This window comes from Bacillus sp. AM 13(2015), from assembly GCF_001518755.1.
Lineage (GTDB): Bacteria > Bacillota > Bacilli > Bacillales > Bacillaceae > Bacillus > Bacillus safensis.
Genome location: NZ_LKCP01000048.1, coordinates 1 through 19,469 on the forward strand (window position 1 = coordinate 1; position 19,469 = coordinate 19,469).

The following is a 19,469-nucleotide window of genomic DNA, read 5'->3' on the forward strand; positions in this document are numbered from 1 at the left end:
CAAAAGGCTCTGCAATTGCAGAGCCTTTTTTTATGGGTGTGTACATAAAAATAAGAGCTTATAGCGCCCGCAGAATGGCTACTTTGGATATAAAACTATCTTAAATGACCATCAGATAAGCGCTATAAGCTATTTATTTGATTGCGCGGCCATTGCTGAACTGATGCAGTGCGCCCATTCAGGCCACTCTTTCTGCAAGTGGCAAAAAATGCATGCAGGCCGCTTGCCTGCTGCCTCGCGTTGAATCTGCTCATCACCATTGCCCTGATGGTCAGCCACGGTCAGGGGGCTGTAATCGGTTCAATTGGCGGCTAGGAGCAGACATTGGCATAGTCGAAAAAACAGCTAAATTACCGGAAATTTGCTTTGCTAAAGTTTGCAGCCATGTCTAAAAATCACACCGCATCAGGTTTAGTTGTAAGAGAAATTCAGTCCAATGACTTTGATTCATGGCTACCACTATGGAATGGCTACAACGCCTTTTATGGCCGTACGGGTGCAACTGCATTACCTGCGGAAATTACACAGGCGACTTGGACGCGTTTCTTTAATCCGATTGAGCCCGTATTTGCGATGCTCGCACAGGACGATGGAGAAATAGTTGGGCTGGTTCACTACATCTTTCACCGCAGCACGACAAGACTTGGGCCAGTTTGCTACTTGCAGGATCTGTTTACGACCCCCTCTCGGCGCAAACTAGGTATTGGCAGTGCACTGATAAACAGCGTGTATCAGCAAGCTGCATTAGCTGGTTCAAATCGTGTCTATTGGCAGACACAGGCAACGAATGAAGCTGGGCGGGCGCTATACGATAAATTAGCTCAACACAGCGGCTTCATCGTATACAGCCATGAGCTTTAGCCTATTGCTGCAGCCCAGGCTTGAACGGCCAAGCGCAGGATCTCTTACAAAGGTTCCCGAGCCTTGTTTACCTTCCAAAAATCCTTCAGCTGTTAACTGCTCATATACTTCCACAATAAGGGCGCGTGAGACCCCAAGTTCTTTAGCAAGCTCCCGGGTGGAGGGAAGGGAGGTTCCAGCCCTGTAACTGCCTTGCATAATTCGGTCTCTGATCCACGAGTATACCTGTCTGGTTTTCGTTTCATTCCTTCCAGATTGCATGAGAAATCTCCTTTCACGATAAATTGGTATGGTCAAAATGTATGAAAAATGGATCTAATAACGACCAATATATCATGATATTATAAGTCATGCCAAATCCCATTCCTTATAGAAAGAAGCGAATTGTATGAAAAACCGTAGAACGAACCAACTTAGAGCACCGACGATGAACGCAGCAGTGGAAAGTATATCTCCGGTACTCATCGACAAAGACTACGAATTGAATCGTTGGCTTTTCGTTACGGCACTGTTTATGGCATCACTCAATTTGAGACCCATTGTTTCATCTATTGCACCTGTCTTGGGAAGTATTCAACATGAACTTGGCCTAAGCGGAGCTGTATCCAGCTTACTTGTTTCTATTCCGGTGTTATGTATGGGCATACTAGCTCCATTCTCAGTAAAATTGAGTGAAAAGCTAGGGATTGAGCAGGTCATCACCTTCTCCCTGGCGCTGATCGGAGGCAGCACACTTTTACGCCTGTTTATCCATTCTGCTTCATTGTTATTTTTCACTACATTGTTATCTGGTATGGGTATAGCCATGATGGGGCCCTTGTTATCTGGCTTTATAAAAAAGCATATGGCTGACAGAGCACCCTCCATGATTGCAATCTATTCCATGGCTCTAGCATTGGGTGCGGCTCTTGGTTCAAGCTTTACTTCACCTTTGCATTGGATGCTTCATTCGTGGCAAAAGTCATTATCGTTCTGGGTGATACCTGTATTTTTCGCTTTGCCGCTATGGTTTCATGTACTAAAGCGACAGTCTTCCAGCTCTAAACTGAACTCAACCGTTTCATTCGGAAAATCGTTAGAACTACCTTGGCAAAAGAGGAAAGCATGGATACTAGCTGTGCAATTCGGAATGTTATCTCTTGTATTTTATTCGCTTTTAGGCTGGCTTCCCTTAATCCTTATTGGAGCAGGTGCATCCAAACTTCACGCAGGTCTTATGGTTACCTTGTTCGCATTGATCCAAATTCCGAGTGGTACCGTTGTGCAGCAGTTGCTTAAAAGGCACCCTTCAAGACGATACTGGCTCATTGTATCCTCCATGATGCAAGCTGCTGGTCTGTTACTTATTTTCTTTTCCACTTATTTATGGCTTGCTGTGTTCATTTGTGGTTTGGGATCAGGTATGCTTTTTGCACTGCTCAACTTGCTTCCGGTTGAACTGACTACTTCGCCTGAAGAGGCGGCCTCATGGGCGGCTATGACTCAGTTTATAGGCTTTCTGATTGGAGCGTCCGGGCCACTCTTAACTGGTTATTTGCATGATCGTATGGGGAATTTTAATGCAGGAATATTGGCAATGGTATTCATCTCTATAGCGATGGGAATTCTATCTCTGACTATGATGTCTAAAGAAAATTAACATATTTTGCGAAAATAAAAGAATGTAATAAGAAACTGGAGGTCTATATTTATGAAAATTTTCGTAGCCGGTGCAAGTGGTGTTATTGGGAGATTGTTGCTGCCGCAGCTCGTACAAGCTGGTCACGATGTCATTGGCATGACGCGGAAAGAAGAGCAAAGGGGGGCCATTGAAAAAACAGGAGCCAAAGCCATTCTTGCAGATGTGTTTGACCGAGAACAAATCATGAAAATTCTAGATGAAGTGAAACCCGATGTTGTGATTCATCAATTAACGTCTCTAAGTCAAGGAAGCTCCTCAGAAAATGCGCGTATACGAATAGAAGGGACACGAAATTTAGTAGATGCTGCAAAACAGGCACAGGTACAAAAAATCATCGCTCAGAGTATTTCATGGGCCTATGAACCAGGCACAACTCCTGCAACTGAAGAAACCGCATTGGACATACATGCATCGATGCCTAGAAAAACGACGATTAACGGAGTGTTGTCTCTCGAGGAAGCTGTAAAAGAAATTCCTGAGCATGTCATTTTACGATATGGTACTTTGTATGGACCTGCAACTTGGTTTGGTATGAATGGGGATACAGCAAAAAAGGTCATGAACCAAGAAATAAAGGCTACAAATGGGGTATCTTCTTTTGTTCATGTCGAAGATGCTGCCAATGCTGCTTTGCTGGCGCTAGATTGGCCAAAGGGTACGTATAACATTGTGGATGATGAACCAGGCAAGGGGATAGACTGGCTTCCTGTATACGCACAAGTCCTAGGGGCACCAGTACCAGACATTCAACCAGAAGCAAACTCTTGGGAGAGAGGAGCCTCGAACCACAAAGCTAAAAACGAAATTGGGTGGACTCTTAAATATCCGACATGGAGAACAGGTTTTTCAAAGTCTTAAGATCAACTTTATATGATTTACAATAAGGAGCCAGCAAAGGCTCTTTTTTTGTGCTCATTAATTGCAACATATAAACTTCAGCGCCTAACTACTTCAATTTCATTTGTTCTTCTCCCCAATAGCAAATTGCATCTAATACAGGCATCAGTGATAATCCCTTTTCCGATAAACTATATTCTACTTTTGGAGGCACTTGAGGATATTCTTTACGATTAATTAATTGATCCGCTTCAAGTTCTTTTAGTGTATTGGTTAATGTTTTAAAAGAGATAGTCCCGAGCATTCGTTTTAACTGATTATAGCGAATAGGACCATTGTTTGCATATAAAGCATACAGTACCGTCATCTTATATTTCCCACCAATTAAAGATAAAGTGTACCCAAATCCAGTTTCTTTTAGGTCAACATTAGCTGTAAAGGATTCTTTCGTCATTTCACACTCTCCTTTAGGTTAGTATCGCACTTTAATTACCGTACTTGTAGTACGTTATAGCATACAATAAAATGAATGTACATCAAAATATGATGAAAATAACAAAAAAGGGTGAATGAATAATGAAAACGATTGTCTATGCACATCCTTGGGACGGAAGCTATAATCATGCCATTTTGACTTCCATTACAGAAAATCTAGAAACAAAGAGAGAACCATTTCAAGTGATCGATTTATATAAAGATGGGTTTAATCCCGTTTTTTCAGCAGAAGAATTGAAGTATTTTATTAAAGGCGAAACACCTTATCAATTAGTTAAGGATTATCAAAAGAAATTAAGTCAGGCAACTGAATTAATATTTATATTTCCTGTCTGGTGGTGGGATTTACCTGCAATTTTAAAAGGATTTATTGATAAAGTCATGTTAAGAGGTTTCGCATTCTTAGAAGATAAAAACACTGGGGCTTTAAAAGGTTTATTGACAAATATTAAAAAAACAACTGTGATCTCAACATCTACAACAGATAAGGATTATATAGAATCTGAAGGTGGGAATGCGATTCAAAGCGTTTTTATTAACAGAACTCTTGCTGACTTGGGACTTAAAAATGAAGACACCCAATGGATTCATTTTTCAAGAGTTAACTTAACAACAGATGAAAAGAGAAAAATATTTTTAAACGAAATATCCCAAAGTATTTAATTTACTGTTGCAGCCAATAAGGAAAGGCACAACCTTTACGACCAATCTAATTTATGAGAAGGTGGTAGAGGTTGTGAAATTAAATATCGATCGATGTATTCTTTTTTCTTAGTTTACATAATATATATTCTAGGAAGTTAAACAACAAACGAATTTCCTTTGTCTCAAAACTAAGTATACTTATCTTATTGAGACAAAAAAGAAAAAATCAATTTTAAATTGATTCATCTAAATGCTTTGATGATATTCTGACGATTTCATGGCCATAAACATTTCGCTGCAACGTTTTTGTCACAACAACGCCAGATGCTATGAGCTTTGTATCAAGCGTTCATTATAGCTCCAGTTGATGTTCGATTGTGTGTTTACCAAATCAATGCTTTTTTCGTTCAAATATGTCAAAACATCTAGTCCAACATTACACTTGAAACATGCTCATTAATCATTGTGTATCCATCAATTTCACCTCTCACCAATAGAAATTTCTTTTGACTAACATTTTTTCATTACGTTCCTCCCTCCTGTTATTTACGAATCAGCAAGTCTCATTTATAATCGAGTAGATTTGTTCAATAACATATATATCTTTAAATGTGAGGGATTAGATGGAATTAAAGTGGTATAAAGCAATTATTGTGATCTTTACGATGTCTGGAATCTCCATTTCTACATGGTTTTCGCGGACACCGGAAGTTAGAGATTTATTACAAGCAAACACAGGAACAATGGGACTTATTTTACTCGGTTTATCTGTTGGCTCAATTGTTGGGCTTGTTCTTTCAAATGTATTCGTCCGCAAAAAAGGCGGCCGATTGGCGATTGTGATCAGTGCTTTTTTGATGTTCCTTGGATTCACTACTCTTGCCATTGGTTCCACGCTCTCTTCTATCTTTGTCGTCACTTCTGGTCTTTTTCTTTTTGGAGCAGGCTCTGGCATGTGTAATGTAGCGATGAACTTAGAAGGAACAGAGATTGAGTACAGCATCAAGAAAACCATTCTGCCTATATTGCACGCTTCCTTTAGCATTGGGACGTTAATTGGAGCAGGTGCTGGTATTCTTTTTATCCATCTAGGGGTTTCTGTATTGATACACCTTCTCGTTATTGCCCTTCTATTCTTCCTCAGCATATTGATTTGTACACGGTTTATCCCGCATGGGACAGGAAAAGATCAGCATGAGAAGCAGTCAGATACAGTTGAGCCTGCTCAAACAGCATGGCTGAACAAACGTACGATATCTCTTGCGATGATTGCCTTATGTCTTGCGTTTGTCGAAGGCTCGGCCAATGATTGGATTCCACTTGCAATGGTGGATGGCTATCAAGTTTCACATTCCATGAGTACGGTCATCTATGCTTTGTTTTTGTGCGGCATGATTAGCGGCAGACTGATCAGCGGACGATTGATTGATCGCTTTGGCAGAGTGTTATTGCTAAGAGTGGCCATTTTATCAGCAGCTGCCGGACTATTCTTAGTCATTTTAAAGATTTCACTTGTTGTATGTATGATATCGATCTTTTTATGGGGACTTGGCGCATCTTTAGGCTTTCCGTTGACCATTTCTGCAGCTGGCGATGATAGCCGGTACGCTGTCAAACGCGTCAGTATTGTGACCTTATCAGGTTACACAGCCTCTCTTTCCGGCCCTCCTATTTTAGGGCTGCTTGCTAATCAAGTTGGACTGCTTCATGCCTTTATCTTTGTTCTATTTGCCATATGTATTGCAGGAATCTTTACTAAAGCTGTAGCAAAACCACATTCATTACAAGCACACTAAACGTGTCTGATCCTTGATCATGTTTAATTTTTAAATTAAAATAAAATTGAAACCTTTCATGAAGTGAAACAGTCCTATAGATGTCCTGATGTTTATCGTTTTTTTAAAGAGGGAAAGTAAAAAAATAAGACTTTTCAAATAACTGAAAACGTGGTAAGATCATGAAAATAACCAGGAAGGGGTGAGAAAAATGAAAAAAAATATGCTATTAAAATTAGGTGTTTTGTGCATAGCACTTGCAAGTTTTCATTTGTTCTCAATGCCTCATTCCGTTCAGGTATACCATCATGCGAAGGTGGTTGCCGATCAAGAATCACATGAAATGAAAATCGTCCAGACAATGGGCGATGAAAAGAAACAAAAACATGTGAGCGCAGTATTTGCCGCATTTACAGCACTGCTGATTATTGGCAGTATGACAGCTGGATTTGCGCGCATCACTCATACTGATCGATTTGACCGGAAAAAGAAGCATTTACTTGCAGTGTTCTATCAATCTTCTTATTTCCGACAAGCTCGTGTTTAACCCAACCATCTAAATCAAAACAAAAATTGGGAGGTTTTACACGATGTTATTTTTCTTAAGAATTTTCATTCTAGGTCTATTCTCTGTCACTTCACTTTCTCTTTTCGTTTACCAAGGAATTGAAGTAGTTCATGCCATTACAAGCATGTTTGGCAACCACGAGAGCTAATTGACCTGTATATAAAAAGAAACCCCCTGCCAATCGCAGGGGGTTTTCGTTTGCTTATTTATTGTCATCTGGTGCACGTTCAGGAGTCAGAAGGACATGAGTCACTTCTCCCTGCTCTTCCTCATCTACAATAAATGACCCATTGCTATAGCGGTCATTCGCTCTTAAAGTAGAAATATCTAGTGGAATTGTTGTGCCTTTTTCGGTATCTATCTCAAGTGTATCGTGCAGCGCTGCAGCGATCACAGCCACAATACGGTGCGGGTTTTTCTTTAACTCTCTCAGCATAAGAACTCCGCGTTTCGCTCTTGATGTTTTATCAAATTCAGAGAGGTTCATTCGCTTTACAGCCCCTCTTTGTGTTGTGAGCACAAGGACATCGTTCTTCGGATCAATGATCTGGCCAGAGACTACCTCGTCCCCTTCCTTCAAGTTGATTCCTTTGACACCTGCCGCTCTCGGTCCAACAACACTTACTTCTTCTTCATCAAACCATAAACCGTAACCATTTTTCGTTGCAATAAACAATTCCTGCTGTCCTGTTGTGACATGAACATCAACGAGTTCATCGTCACCTTTTAGATTCAAGGCGACAAGCGGTTTCGAATAACGCTGCGCTTTATATTGAAGAAGCTCTGTTTTCTTCACCATTCCACCTTTCGTAAAGAATAAAAGATATGACGTTTCATCAAATTCTTTTATTGGAATGGCTTTTTGGATTGATTCCTCGCGATCAATCGAAATGATATTCGTAATATGCTGCCCCATGTCTTTCCAGCGTATATCTGGCAGCTGGTGAACAGGACAATAAATGTAGCTTCCTTTATTCGTAAACAGCAGAAGAACATCCGTTGTATTCATTTCAAACTGATGAATCAAACGGTCAGTATCTTTCATGCCAAAGTCTTTACCGTTAGAGGCAGCATAAGAGCGCTGGCTTGTTCGTTTAATGTAACCATCTTTCGTGACTGTCACGTAAACATCTTCTGATGCGATCATCACTTCAAGGTTAATCTTAATTTCTTCGATTTTTTCCTCAATGACGGATCTTCTCTCATCAGCATATGTCTTTTTGAGCTTTTTCAGGCTGTTTGTAATGACCTTCAGTAGCTTTTTCTCGTTCGCTAAAATGTCTTCGAGCTCTGCGATGCGCACATCAAGCTCTCTTGCTTCGTCTCTTAATTGCGTAATATCTGTATTCGTTAAACGATATAACTGGAGTGAAACAATCGCTTCTGATTGTGCTTCTGTAAAATCATATTTCGCCATCAAGTTGTTCTTGGCATCTCGCTTATCATTAGAGGAGCGGATTGTGGCAATGACTTCATCTAAGATAGAAAGTGCCTTAATTAAGCCGTCGACAATATGGTGGCGTTCCTTCGCTTTTCGAAGCTCGTACGCTGAGCGGTTCGTCACCACTTCCTTTTGATGGGCAATATACGCATCTAGTACAGTTGTGAGCGTCATTAAGGTCGGTCTTCGATTATGTATCGCTACCATATTAAAGTTATACGGGATTTGCAGATCTGAGTTTTTATATAAGAAATTCAGTACACCATTTGCATCTGCTTCTTTTTTCAGCTCTACTACGATTCGAAGCCCAGTACGGTCTGTTTCATCTCGGACCTCTGAAATACCTTCTACTTTTCTCTCAATTCGGAACTCGTCCATCTTTTTGACAAGGTTGGCTTTATTCACTTCGTAAGGAATTTCTGTGATCACGATTTGCTGGCGTCCGCCGCGGATGGTTTCAATCTCCGCTTTTCCGCGAATCATGATCTTCCCTTTTCCTGTTTCATACGCTTTCTTAATACCGTCTACACCTTGAATGATACCGCCCGTTGGGAAATCCGGCCCTTTGATGACTGTCATTAAATCCTCAACCGTACAATGCGGCTGTTCAATTCGCTTAATGACACCATCAATGACCTCTCCAAGATGATGCGGCGGGATATCTGTCGCATAACCAGCTGAAATCCCTGTTGATCCATTCACGAGAAGGTTTGGGAACATTGCTGGTAATACAACTGGCTCTTTGCTTGTATCATCAAAGTTCGCAACAAATTCGACCGTTTCCTTGTCTAGGTCCTTTAAAAGCTCTGAAGCAATGGCAGACAGCCTTGCTTCCGTATAACGCATGGCAGCAGGCGGATCTCCATCAATACTCCCGTTATTTCCGTGCATCTCAATCAGCACATTTCGTACTTTCCATTCCTGACTCATTCTTACCATCGCTTCATAAACAGATGAGTCCCCGTGCGGATGGTAGTTACCAATCACGTTACCGACTGTTTTAGCGGCTTTACGGAAGTTTTTATCCTGCGTATTTCCTTCTGCGTACATCGCATATAAAATTCTTCGTTGTACGGGTTTTAGACCATCACGTGCATCTGGAAGCGCACGGTCTTGGATAATATATTTACTATAGCGCCCAAACCGGTCGCCGATTACTTCTTCTAATGGTAAATCATGAAATCGTTCTTGTTGTGCCATGTTTAAACCTCCTCAGCTAGCGACAAGTTTTCATTTTCAAGAATGTTGCTTTCCTCATCAAGTCCAAAGGCGACATTCTTTTCAATCCATTTACGGCGTGGTTCAACTTTGTCACCCATTAGAGTTGTGACGCGGCGTTCCACACGTGCAGCATCATCAATTTTGACCCTGACAAGTGTTCTCGATTCTGGATTCATTGTCGTTTCCCATAGCTGGTCGGCATTCATTTCACCTAACCCTTTGTAGCGCTGAATCGTGTACCCTTTTCCAACTTTCTTCAGTACGTCATCCATTTCTTCATCAGACCATGCGTACTCAATAATCTCTTTTTTCCCTGAGCCTTTGCTGACTTTATATAAAGGCGGAAGTGCAATAAACACTTTGCCATGCTCAATCAGCGGCTTCATATAGCGGTAGAAGAATGTTAAGAGAAGCACTTGAATATGCGCTCCATCCGTATCCGCATCTGTCATGATGACGATTTTGTCATAATTGATGTCTTCCACATTAAAATCGACACCGACGCCTCCACCAATTGCATGAATAATGGTGTTGATTTCTTCGTTTTTGAAAATATCAGCAAGCTTTGCTTTTTCAGTATTGATGACCTTTCCGCGCAACGGCAGCACCGCTTGGAATTTACGGTCACGTCCCTGTTTAGCTGACCCGCCCGCTGAGTCACCCTCTACTAGATATAGTTCATTTCTTACTGGGTTTCTAGATTGGGCTGGTGTTAATTTTCCGCTCAGCGTTGCTTCAGATTTTTTACGTTTCTTGCCGCTCCTCGCTTCTTCACGGGCTTTTCTAGCAGCTTCTCTTGCCTGCTGCGCTTTAATCGCTTTTTTCACAAGAAGAGTGGCTGTTTCCCGGTTTTCTTCAAGAAAATACGCAAGTTTTTCAGAAATAACAGCATCAACAGCTGAACGAGCCTCACTTGTCCCAAGCTTTCCTTTTGTCTGTCCTTCAAATTGAAGCAGCTCTTCAGGAATTCTGACAGAAATAATAGCAGATAGTCCTTCGCGAATATCAGTGCCTTCTAAATTTTTGTCTTTTTCTTTTAAAAGGGCCACTTTACGTGCATATTCGTTAAAGGCTCTCGTCATGGCCGTTTTGGCGCCAGACTCATGTGTTCCGCCATCTTTTGTTCTGACGTTATTGACAAAGGAAAGGATATTCTCCGAGTAGCCATCATTAAATTGAAAAGCAAAATCTACTTCAATGGACTGATGCTCTCCTTCAAATGAGACGACTTCACTTAGAACATCTTTTTCTTCATTTAGATAAGCAACAAAGGCTTCAATGCCTGTCTCATAATAAAACGTCTCTTGTACATCATGCCGTTCATCGATCAGCTCTATTTTTAACCCTTTTAATAAAAAGGCAGATTCTCTTAAACGTTCTGATAATGTATCGAAATTATAGGTCGTAACACTGAACATGGTTGGGTCCGGCTTAAAATGAATTAGTGTTCCCGTTTTTTTCGATTTTCCGACTTTTTCAAGTGATGTGACAGGTTTACCGCCGTTTTCAAAGCGCTGATGATAAATAAATCCGTCCCGTTCAATTGTGACAGTAAGCCATTCTGACAGCGCGTTCACAACCGATGCCCCAACTCCGTGAAGTCCACCACTTGTTTTATATCCACCTTGACCAAATTTTCCGCCTGCGTGCAGGACCGTTAAAATGATCTCAGGTGTCGGTTTTCCAAGCTTATGCATACCAGTAGGCATTCCTCGCCCTTTATCTTGGACGGAAATGCTGTTATCTTTATGTATTTTGACAATGATATGATCTCCATGGCCAGCGAGCACTTCATCGACAGAGTTGTCTACAATCTCATAGACAAGGTGATGAAGACCGCGGGAATCCGTAGATCCAATATACATCCCTGGACGTTTACGGACCGCTTCAAGCCCCTCTAGCACCTGAATAGAATCATCGTTATAATCTACTTGCTGCTTTTTAACCAAATGCTTAATCCCCTTTCACTAACAAACATAACCGGCTAATCATCAAATGATCTCTCTAGATTTTAATGATGATCATGCTGCTCATTACTGTCCACTTTAATAAGCTGCATCATCACCATGCATGTGGGATTCACCAATACATGCTCTTTTGCACAGCTATGAGAATCATTCTACATTCTGCAATCAGAACTAGAAGTCCATTATAAACAAGACTGTTTCATAAGCCAAATGCAATCATATGATGGTTTTAGCAAAACAGAACAAATGTTCTACATTTATCTTATCGCTCTTTTTCTTGATATGCAAGGCCGCCGATATGTCCCTGTCGCCTTATTTTATCGCTTTCTTCAAGAATCGCAAATATATTTCTGCAACAAAAAAGCAAAAATCCTTGAAAAACCAAGGATTTTTGACGAATTAATGAGTTTTTGTCAACGCATGAGCCACCTTGATACATAAATCCATGATGGCGACCTTGCCATTTTCCTCAATCAGCCTTTTCGCTTCATCGTGATATATGCCTTGCTGCGCCCAAAAAACAGGTGCGTCTATTTGGAGAAACTCTTCTGCCACCTCTGGCAAAAACTCTGAACGTCTAAAGACATTGACGATATCAACAGGCTCTTTTAAGTCTTTTAAAGAAGCGACTGCTTTCACACCGAGTGCTTCATCGATCGTTGGATTCACTGGGATAATCTCATACCCGGCATCCTGCATCGCTTTAGACACCATATAAGACGTCCGGTGCGGCTGATCTGATAATCCAACAACAGCAATTCGTTTACTGCTCTTTAATATACGGCCGATTTCTTCTTTCGTAGGATTGTTCATCAAGACACTCCTTTTCCTCTATTTTAGCGAATTTCTGCTTAAAAACAAAGCTGAATCCATCTGCTTTGGATTTTTTCAAAAAAAGTTCCCCATGTTTTCACAAGATCATGTTAAAATGTAAGACAAGAGGGAGAATATAAAGGAGTTATGCAGATGTTAATTGCTTTGATGTTTATTTTGGCTTATCTTCTCGGCAGTATTCCATCCGGTCTCATTGTCGGGAAAGCTGCAAAGGGTATCGATATCCGTGAACATGGCAGCGGAAACCTAGGTGCGACGAATGCATTTCGTACACTTGGCGTAAAAGCAGGGTCTATTGTGATTACTGCTGATATCCTAAAAGGGACGCTTGCTTCAGCTTTACCGTTTTTCATGCAGCTGGACATCCATCCCTTATTAGCAGGAGTTGCTGCTGTTATCGGTCACAGCTTTCCTGTCTTTGCAAAATTTAAAGGGGGAAAGGCAGTCGCTACATCAGGCGGTGTGCTGCTATTTTACGCCCCATTCCTATTTATCACGATGATCGCTGCTTTTTTCTTATTTTTATACATTAGTAAATATGTTTCACTATCATCAATGCTGACCGGGATCTATACATTCATTTACAGCATATTCACCAAAGACCTATTCTTAATCATTGTTGTTGCCGTTCTTGCTGGCTTTGTGATCTACAGACACATCGCCAACCTCAAACGAATTCTCAACAAAACTGAACCGAAAATCAAATGGCTCTAGCCGTTTCATCCATTTAAATATGTGGTAAAAGTAAAGAAAAGCTGTTTTTGCATCCTGCATTTTAAAAACAGCATGACTTCAAAAAGGGGCGATCACATTGAAATTAACAATAAAAGAAGATGCACTCAATTGGTACAAGGATGAATTAGATTTAGAAAAAGGTGATCAAGTTCGCTTTTTTGTGAGATATGGCGGGTGCAGTAATGTTCAAAAAGGCTTTTCTCTCGGCGTCGCAAAAGATGAACCTCAAAATGCCGGCGCAACTGCTGAAATAGAAGGTATTACTTTCTTTATTGAGGAAAGTGATATTTGGTACTTTGACAACCATGATCTGCATATTGATTATAACGAGTCCGTGAAAGAACCAGAATTTCATTATGAATAAACAAAAAAGATACCTCATCCCTCGGGTATCTTTTTTGTTTTAAATCTCAATATACAGCCCATACTCTTGAATGTTTCCTAAAGACCGTTCCTTTTGCAGAATTCTTTTTTGCGGCTCACCGATCAAGTCAAAATGAGGAAACCCTTCGCGGTCATGAATCCATTCTTTTTTTAGTCCATGTCTTTCTCCCCACTCAACTAAACGCTTCATATCCTGACAGGCTGCTTTTGTGACGGTATTGGCATTTGGAAAACGGTCATCGAGCCAGTAGTGTGTTAAAAAAGCAACTTTTCCTTCCTGGACAGCTGTTTTCCAAGCGTTTAAATCGCTTCGTTTAATACCAAAAGCCATAAATTAAACCTGCTTCTTCGACTGTTCATATACTTTATGCCAAGCAGGAAAGGCTTTTCTAAATTGAATAGGTCTAAAGGTGTCTTTATCTACACAAATATGTGAGGTTGTCCCTGTAATCGCTGTTTGTCCATCAGGTTTTTGAATTTCATAGCCATACACCGTTTTGACACCATTATATTCTTCAATCCATGTATGAACGGTTGCTGTTTCACCATACAGCAATGGTTTTTTATATTGAACCTGCAAGTCTATAACAGGTGCAAGAGCACCGTCTGCTTCTAGCTGCGCATAGGAAAACCCTAATTCTTTAATCAATGCTGTTCTGCCGACTTCCATCCAGATTAAATAATTGGCATGATATACGATGCCCATTTGATCTGTTTCTGCATAACGGACTTCTATTTCTTTTTTGGATACATACACGTTTCATCGCTCTCCTATCAAAACCTAAGGTCTGTCTCTGCCATTTTACCACATTCCAAATGGTTCTTCTAAAAAGAGGCAATAAAATAAACCAGGAATCCCTGGTTTATTCAGTATAGCCATTCTTTCTTGCTGTTTCTTCGTCCTTTATCTCAGAACGCATCGCGTCAATACTCATTTTGCGGTTTTCGTTTTTTTGTTTGATTATTTGCTTTTCTGTCTCAGTCGAAACGGACATCGCTGCTTCAGATTCATCGATATTGTCAAGTGTGTTCTCGATCATATCTTGCAGCTTTTCAACATTATCAGATCGATCATCTGGATTGGATTGATATGACTCGTTATTCATGATGATTCCCCTCCTTATTCGCCCTTTGTCTGTATCACATCTGGCTGTTCATTTGATTTATTATGCATCTTTTTACCTTTATTCCGTTTGTATGCTACAGGTTTTGTCCCTAAATGGTCTGGCGTAAACTGCGCTTGTTTATCATGCTCTCTACCCATTATTCATCCCTCCCTCTTCTTTAGGATGAACGAAAACGGATAATTCATGACTTATTTTTGTCTAAATCGTTCTTCCAACTTTTCTTCAAGCTGGTTTAAAAATTCCTCATTGCTTAATAATTCTTTTTTATTTTCAAGCACAAGCTCTTCAAATGTGCGTCGTTTTCTTCTTCTCATTCCACTCACCTCCATATATGTATGGTTACATTTTCGCCAAAACATTTGGAAAATAAGCAAAAAGAGCTGAATCATTATAGATCCAGCTCTTTTTCAATTTCTTTTTTTGTCAGCATTTGATGCTTCACAGACATGATGCGTCCTTTTTCATCTAATATGTAGGTCGTTGGGTATGAAAGAACCTGATATCTTGCTTGAATGCCTTTTTGGTCCAATAAAACAGGAAAGCTCAGCTTTAATTCTTTTGTGAATGCTGCCACATGATCCACACTCTTTTCAGTGGTCGTCAAATTCACCGCTAGTACTTCAACTTGGTCATTTTCACTCCTGATTGCGTCTAGATCCGGCATTTCTGTCCTGCACGGCTTACACCATGTCGCCCAGAAATTGACGAGCACCTTTTTCCCTCGGTAATCAGATAACGAGGCGGTTTTGCCATCAAGGGTTTTTAGTTCGAAATCAGGGGCTTGATCCCCTTTTTCAAGACCGATTGCGGGCTCTTTTGGCCCAAATAAATTCCACGCAAGTAAACCAATCAACACAAGTAAAACAGCGCTTGCCATTCCTTTTTTCCACATGATTGATCCTCCACTATTTTAAAAAAGAAGAGAAAGCTGTTGAATCGCCTTCTCTTCTTTGCTGTATTAGTTGCTTGCCAATTTTTCGCGAAGTACCATTTGAAGGATACCGCCATGACGATAGTAGTCAATTTCAACTTCACTGTCAAAACGAACGACCACTTCAAATGTTTTCTCGTTGCCATCTGTGTCAATTGCTTTCACAGTGACGAGATCACGCGGACGAACTGTTTCGTCAACATGAACTTCAAATGTTTCTGTTCCTGTTAGACCATGAGTTTCTGCACTTTCTCCGTCTTTAAACTGCAAAGGAAGTACGCCCATGAAGACAAGGTTACTTCTGTGGATACGCTCAAAGCTTTCAGCTAGAACAAATTTAATTCCAAGAAGGTTTGTTCCTTTTGCAGCCCAGTCACGTGAAGAACCCATTCCGTAGTCTTTACCTGCTAAGATCGCAAGACCTGTTCCATCTTCTTTATAGCGCATGCATGCATCATAAATGGATGTCACTTCACCAGTTGGCCAGTAAGTTGTATAACCGCCTTCTGTTCCTGGTGCAATTTGGTTCTTAATACGGATGTTTGCGAAAGTACCTCTCATCATGACATGGTGGTTACCACGGCGAGATCCATATGAGTTAAAGTCTCTAGGCGACACGCCTCTTTCTTGCAAGTATTTGCCCGCAGGTGTGTCCTTACCAATCGCTCCAGCAGGAGAAATATGATCAGTTGTAACAGAGTCACCGAACTTCGCAACTACGCGTAAGCCTTTAAGCGGTTCAACTTTACCAGGTTCAACTGATAGGTTTTCAAAGAATGGCGGGTTATCAATGTATGTGGAATTTTCATCCCATTTGTACAATGCATCATCCGTCGTTTTAATTTCATTCCAGCGGTCATTGTTGTCAAAAACAGTTTCATACTCTGAACGGAATAGCTCAGGTGTGACAGTGCTTTTAACGACGCTGTTGATTTCGTCCATTGATGGCCAAATGTCATTGAAATAAACGTTTTCGCCATTTTTATCGACACCGATAGGATCTTTTGTTAAATCAATATTCACCGTACCAGCAAGTGCATAAGCCACAACTAATGGTGGAGATGCAAGGTAGTTTCCTTTCACAAGCGGATGGATACGACCTTCAAAGTTACGGTTACCTGATAAAACAGAAGTGATCAGCAGATCATTTTCAGAGACAGCATCTTCAATTTCTTTCTCAAGCGGTCCTGAGTTTCCGATACAAGTTGTACAGCCATACCCTACAATGTTAAATCCGAGGTCTCTTAAATATGGAAGAAGTCCTGAATTCACAAGGTATCCTGTTACAACTTTAGAACCTGGTGCTAGTGACGTTTTCACGTAGTTTGGCACTTTCATACCGAGCTCACTTGCTTTCTTCGCAACAAGACCTGCTCCGATTAACACGTATGGGTTCGATGTATTCGTACAGCTCGTAATCGCTGCAATCGCAATCGCACCTGTCTTCATCACAGCTTTTTCACCGTTTGCAAGATCAAATTCGATTTGTTTATCAAGCTCTGATTTATCTAAGCCAAACCCTTGGTTACCAGCTGGGCTTTCGATGTGTTTATGGAACGTCTCTTTCATTTGAGAAAGTGGAATCAAATCTTGTGGACGTTTAGGACCAGATAAGTTTGACTCAATTTTAGAAAGATCAATTTCCACAACATCAGTAAAAATTGGTTCTTCTGCATCTGGCGTATAGAATAAGCCATTTGCACGAGAATATTCTTCAACGATATTAATTTGCTCTTCATCACGTCCAGTAAGGCGAAGGTAAGCAAGCGCTTCTTCATCTACTGGGAAGAATCCACAAGTAGCACCGTATTCTGGCGCCATGTTCGCAATTGTTGCACGATCTGCTAGCGGCAATTGTGCAACACCAGGTCCGAAGAACTCAACGAACTTGTTCACTACGCCTTTTTCACGAAGGACTTGTGTGACTTTTAATGCAAGGTCAGTTGCAGTCGTTCCGTTTGGAAGCTCTCCAACTAATTTAGCACCAATAACTTCTGGTACTGGGAAGTATGAAGGCTGACCAAGCATACCAGCTTCCGCTTCGATACCGCCAACGCCCCATCCAAGTACACCGATACCGTTAATCATCGTTGTATGAGAGTCAGTTCCAACTAATGTATCTGGGTAAGTGATGATCTCGCCATCTTCTTCAATTGCATGAACAACACTTGCAAGATACTCTAAGTTCACTTGGTGAACAATTCCTGTTGCAGGCGGAACAGCTTGGTAGTTGTTAAACGCTTTCTTTGCCCAGCTAAGGAAGTTATAACGCTCTGCGTTACGTTCGAATTCTAAATCCATGTTAATGTTTAATGCATCTTCAGTTCCAGCTTTATCAACTTGTACTGAGTGGTCAATAACAAGGTCAACTGGAATTTCAGGGTTAATTTTATCCGGATCCCCGCCCACATCTGCCATTGCTTTTCTTAAAGAAGCAAGGTCAACGACGGCTGGTACACCCGTGAAGTCTTGTAAAATAACACGAGAAGGTTTAAATGGAACATCAATTTCTTTTACCTCGGCAGTTCCCCATTTTGCCAAGTTCTCAACGTGTTCCTTCTTGATCACTCTACCGTCTACTTGGCGAAGCACTGATTCTAAAAGTACCTTAATGGAATAAGGCAGCTTAGAAACATTTCCGATTCCTTGTTTCTCTAGTGCTTCTAACGAATAATAGTGATACGTTTTCCCATTTGTCGAAAACGTTTTTCTAGATTGAAAAGCGTCTTGTTTAGCGACTTGCTGCTGTTTCGACATGTCCAAAATCCCCCTTTTGATGATCAAGATCAATTTCAATTCTCAGAAAAATCGTCGTATTTCACCACAATTTTCTCACAATTTCATCTTAAAACAAATTCATACATAAGTAAATAACAATGCTTTTATTAAATTCAATAAGTTTAACTTATCATTAGGAAATGATTACTCTTCATAAACGAAGCGCAGCGGGTTCATACTACAAATGAGGTGAAAGAACATGACAAAACGCAAAGCAAATCATGTCATTGACGGCATGAACGCAGCCAAAAGCCAAGGTAATGGCGCAGGCTATACGGAAGATGATCAACTCGTTTTAACAGAAGAACAAAGACAAAACAATAAAAAACGCAAAAAGAATCAATAAGAAGGAGCCAAACATCATGACGAATAAAAACACAGGGAAAGACATCCGTCAAAACTCTCCTAAGGAGCATCAAGGCGGTCAGCCTGAGCCGTTATCAGGCAGTAAAAAAGTGAAAAACCGCAACCATACAAGACAAAAGCACAATTCTCATCATGATATGTAATCATTCCCCTCTCATCCCGTGACCACACGGGATGTTTTAGGTCTTTCACACATTTCCATTTTCATCATATGATTTATTATGAGATGTGATGGAGGAGTGTTTATGGAGAATGAAAAGCAATCGAATTCCTCTGATTTCCTTGAAATAGATGATTGGCTCAATGTTTTAATGGATGATCCATTTGCCTGGTATGATGAACACCTCCCAATTGATCTTTATGAAACAAGCCGTGATTATATTATCGAAATCGATGTCTCCACCTTATCGATCACTGATGTAAAGCTGACCTTCGCTGGACATGAGCTGACGTTGACTTACACAGTACAAAAGCCAAAAGGTGAAGGCGAACAGCCAGTTGAAAAAAGCGTGATGCTTCCTTTTTATTTAAACGACAAAGACATTGCAACAGATTATGAAAACCAAATCATATCGATAAAAATTAAAAAATGTTCCGATCATCCAAGCGGTGCATTTTCCTTTCAAATCCCCCACTTCAAACATTAAGAGCCCACCTTCATATAGGTGGGCTCTCTTCCCGTTCGTTTCAAGTCAATACCTTTTGCGAACCACCATGGCCAAATAGTAGAGTCGCTATATGATAATGTATTCTATTTCTACTAATAGGTTTGGGTCATTCTAGTAAATGGGCGGCTATTAATGAAAAAGGGCGTTTATAGAGA

Annotated in this window: 24 protein-coding genes; 12 read left to right on the forward strand and 12 right to left on the reverse strand. The window is 40.6% G+C overall.

Annotated features, from left to right (window positions below; all coding sequences use genetic code 11):
• Positions 1-366 precede the first annotated feature (366 nt).
• Complete coding sequence (locus AOQ70_RS19170; RefSeq protein ID WP_197414595.1) at positions 367-861, forward strand: GNAT family N-acetyltransferase; 495 nt, start codon at positions 367-369, stop codon at positions 859-861.
• Here AOQ70_RS19170 and AOQ70_RS06950 read toward each other — a convergent pair.
• A complete protein-coding gene (locus AOQ70_RS06950) occupies positions 817-1,122 on the reverse strand; it encodes a GntR family transcriptional regulator (protein WP_059375370.1) in 306 nt (101 codons plus the stop codon). The two genes, AOQ70_RS19170 and AOQ70_RS06950, sit on opposite strands and share 45 nt — an antisense overlap.
• Positions 1,123-1,288: 166 nt before the next feature.
• Between AOQ70_RS06950 and AOQ70_RS06955 the strand changes: the two genes are divergently transcribed.
• A complete protein-coding gene (locus AOQ70_RS06955) occupies positions 1,289-2,500 on the forward strand; it encodes an MFS transporter (RefSeq protein WP_197414596.1) in 1,212 nt (403 codons plus the stop codon).
• Between the two features lie 51 nt (positions 2,501-2,551).
• Positions 2,552-3,400 (forward strand): NAD-dependent epimerase/dehydratase family protein, encoded by an 849-nt coding sequence (locus tag AOQ70_RS06960; protein ID WP_059375372.1) that lies wholly within the window; start codon positions 2,552-2,554, stop codon positions 3,398-3,400.
• Between the two features lie 88 nt (positions 3,401-3,488).
• Here the strand turns inward: AOQ70_RS06960 and AOQ70_RS06965 are convergent, their stop codons facing one another.
• Positions 3,489-3,833, reverse strand: a complete 345-nt coding sequence (locus AOQ70_RS06965; protein WP_059375373.1) for a winged helix-turn-helix transcriptional regulator — start codon at positions 3,831-3,833, stop codon at positions 3,489-3,491.
• A 122-nt stretch (positions 3,834-3,955) separates the two neighbouring features.
• On the opposite strand from AOQ70_RS06965, the gene AOQ70_RS06970 reads away from it, so the two are divergent.
• From AOQ70_RS06970 to AOQ70_RS20065, 4 genes are all read left to right on the forward strand, one after another.
• Positions 3,956-4,537 (forward strand): NAD(P)H-dependent oxidoreductase, encoded by a 582-nt coding sequence (locus tag AOQ70_RS06970; RefSeq protein ID WP_059375374.1) that lies wholly within the window; start codon positions 3,956-3,958, stop codon positions 4,535-4,537.
• A 605-nt stretch (positions 4,538-5,142) separates the two neighbouring features.
• Positions 5,143-6,315 (forward strand): MFS transporter, encoded by a 1,173-nt coding sequence (locus tag AOQ70_RS06975; protein ID WP_059375375.1) that lies wholly within the window; start codon positions 5,143-5,145, stop codon positions 6,313-6,315.
• Positions 6,316-6,505: 190 nt separating this feature from the next.
• Positions 6,506-6,841 (forward strand): hypothetical protein, encoded by a 336-nt coding sequence (locus AOQ70_RS06980; RefSeq protein WP_039178946.1) that lies wholly within the window; start codon positions 6,506-6,508, stop codon positions 6,839-6,841.
• Positions 6,842-6,884: 43 nt separating this feature from the next.
• Positions 6,885-7,010 (forward strand): hypothetical protein, encoded by a 126-nt coding sequence (locus AOQ70_RS20065; protein WP_254966705.1) that lies wholly within the window; start codon positions 6,885-6,887, stop codon positions 7,008-7,010.
• 54 nt (positions 7,011-7,064) lie between these two features.
• Here the strand turns inward: AOQ70_RS20065 and parC are convergent, their stop codons facing one another.
• The 3 genes from parC to AOQ70_RS06995 all read right to left on the reverse strand — a co-directional run bounded on the left by parC (position 7,065) and on the right by AOQ70_RS06995 (position 12,304).
• Complete coding sequence (parC, locus tag AOQ70_RS06985) at positions 7,065-9,503, reverse strand: DNA topoisomerase IV subunit A (RefSeq protein WP_059375377.1); 2,439 nt, start codon at positions 9,501-9,503, stop codon at positions 7,065-7,067.
• A 2-nt stretch (positions 9,504-9,505) separates the two neighbouring features.
• On the reverse strand, positions 9,506-11,473 hold the full coding sequence (parE, locus tag AOQ70_RS06990) for a DNA topoisomerase IV subunit B (protein WP_059375380.1): 1,968 nt from the start codon (positions 11,471-11,473) through the stop codon (positions 9,506-9,508).
• Positions 11,474-11,890: 417 nt separating this feature from the next.
• Positions 11,891-12,304 carry a CoA-binding protein gene (locus tag AOQ70_RS06995; protein ID WP_059375383.1) on the reverse strand — a complete coding sequence of 138 codons (414 nt, stop codon included), beginning with the start codon at positions 12,302-12,304 and terminating at the stop codon, positions 11,891-11,893.
• A gap of 153 nt (positions 12,305-12,457) precedes the next feature.
• On the opposite strand from AOQ70_RS06995, the gene plsY reads away from it, so the two are divergent.
• Both plsY and AOQ70_RS07005 read left to right on the forward strand, forming a co-directional pair.
• Positions 12,458-13,039: a glycerol-3-phosphate 1-O-acyltransferase PlsY gene (plsY, locus tag AOQ70_RS07000; RefSeq protein ID WP_024425146.1), complete on the forward strand. Its 582-nt coding sequence runs from the start codon at positions 12,458-12,460 to the stop codon at positions 13,037-13,039.
• Between the two features lie 97 nt (positions 13,040-13,136).
• Positions 13,137-13,424, forward strand: coding sequence for a HesB/YadR/YfhF family protein (locus tag AOQ70_RS07005; RefSeq protein ID WP_024425145.1), 288 nt, complete (start codon positions 13,137-13,139; stop codon positions 13,422-13,424).
• Between the two features lie 39 nt (positions 13,425-13,463).
• On the opposite strand, the gene AOQ70_RS07010 is transcribed toward AOQ70_RS07005, so the two are convergent.
• The 7 genes from AOQ70_RS07010 to acnA form a co-directional block, all read right to left on the reverse strand.
• On the reverse strand, positions 13,464-13,775 hold the full coding sequence (locus tag AOQ70_RS07010) for a hypothetical protein (RefSeq protein WP_059375386.1): 312 nt from the start codon (positions 13,773-13,775) through the stop codon (positions 13,464-13,466).
• 3 nt (positions 13,776-13,778) lie between these two features.
• Entirely contained in the window at positions 13,779-14,201 is a 423-nt protein-coding gene (locus AOQ70_RS07015; RefSeq protein WP_024425143.1) for an acyl-CoA thioesterase, read from the reverse strand.
• 106 nt (positions 14,202-14,307) lie between these two features.
• Entirely contained in the window at positions 14,308-14,550 is a 243-nt protein-coding gene (tlp, locus tag AOQ70_RS07020; RefSeq protein ID WP_059375389.1) for a small acid-soluble spore protein Tlp, read from the reverse strand.
• A 14-nt stretch (positions 14,551-14,564) separates the two neighbouring features.
• Entirely contained in the window at positions 14,565-14,708 is a 144-nt protein-coding gene (locus tag AOQ70_RS07025) for an acid-soluble spore protein N (protein WP_008357830.1), read from the reverse strand.
• A 51-nt stretch (positions 14,709-14,759) separates the two neighbouring features.
• Positions 14,760-14,885 carry an FbpB family small basic protein gene (locus AOQ70_RS19175; RefSeq protein WP_003211002.1) on the reverse strand — a complete coding sequence of 42 codons (126 nt, stop codon included), beginning with the start codon at positions 14,883-14,885 and terminating at the stop codon, positions 14,760-14,762.
• Positions 14,886-14,959: 74 nt separating this feature from the next.
• Positions 14,960-15,463, reverse strand: a complete 504-nt coding sequence (locus AOQ70_RS07035) for a TlpA family protein disulfide reductase (protein ID WP_047203113.1) — start codon at positions 15,461-15,463, stop codon at positions 14,960-14,962.
• A 66-nt stretch (positions 15,464-15,529) separates the two neighbouring features.
• Complete coding sequence (gene acnA, locus AOQ70_RS07040; protein ID WP_039178925.1) at positions 15,530-18,259, reverse strand: aconitate hydratase AcnA; 2,730 nt, start codon at positions 18,257-18,259, stop codon at positions 15,530-15,532.
• A gap of 220 nt (positions 18,260-18,479) precedes the next feature.
• Between acnA and sspO the strand changes: the two genes are divergently transcribed.
• The 3 genes from sspO (at position 18,480) to AOQ70_RS07055 (ending at position 19,293) form a co-directional block, all read left to right on the forward strand.
• Positions 18,480-18,626 (forward strand): small acid-soluble spore protein O, encoded by a 147-nt coding sequence (sspO, locus tag AOQ70_RS07045; RefSeq protein ID WP_039178922.1) that lies wholly within the window; start codon positions 18,480-18,482, stop codon positions 18,624-18,626.
• 16 nt (positions 18,627-18,642) lie between these two features.
• A complete protein-coding gene (locus AOQ70_RS07050; protein ID WP_003211331.1) occupies positions 18,643-18,789 on the forward strand; it encodes a small acid-soluble spore protein P in 147 nt (48 codons plus the stop codon).
• A 102-nt stretch (positions 18,790-18,891) separates the two neighbouring features.
• On the forward strand, positions 18,892-19,293 hold the full coding sequence (locus AOQ70_RS07055) for an Hsp20/alpha crystallin family protein (protein ID WP_059375391.1): 402 nt from the start codon (positions 18,892-18,894) through the stop codon (positions 19,291-19,293).
• Positions 19,294-19,469 lie beyond the last annotated feature (176 nt).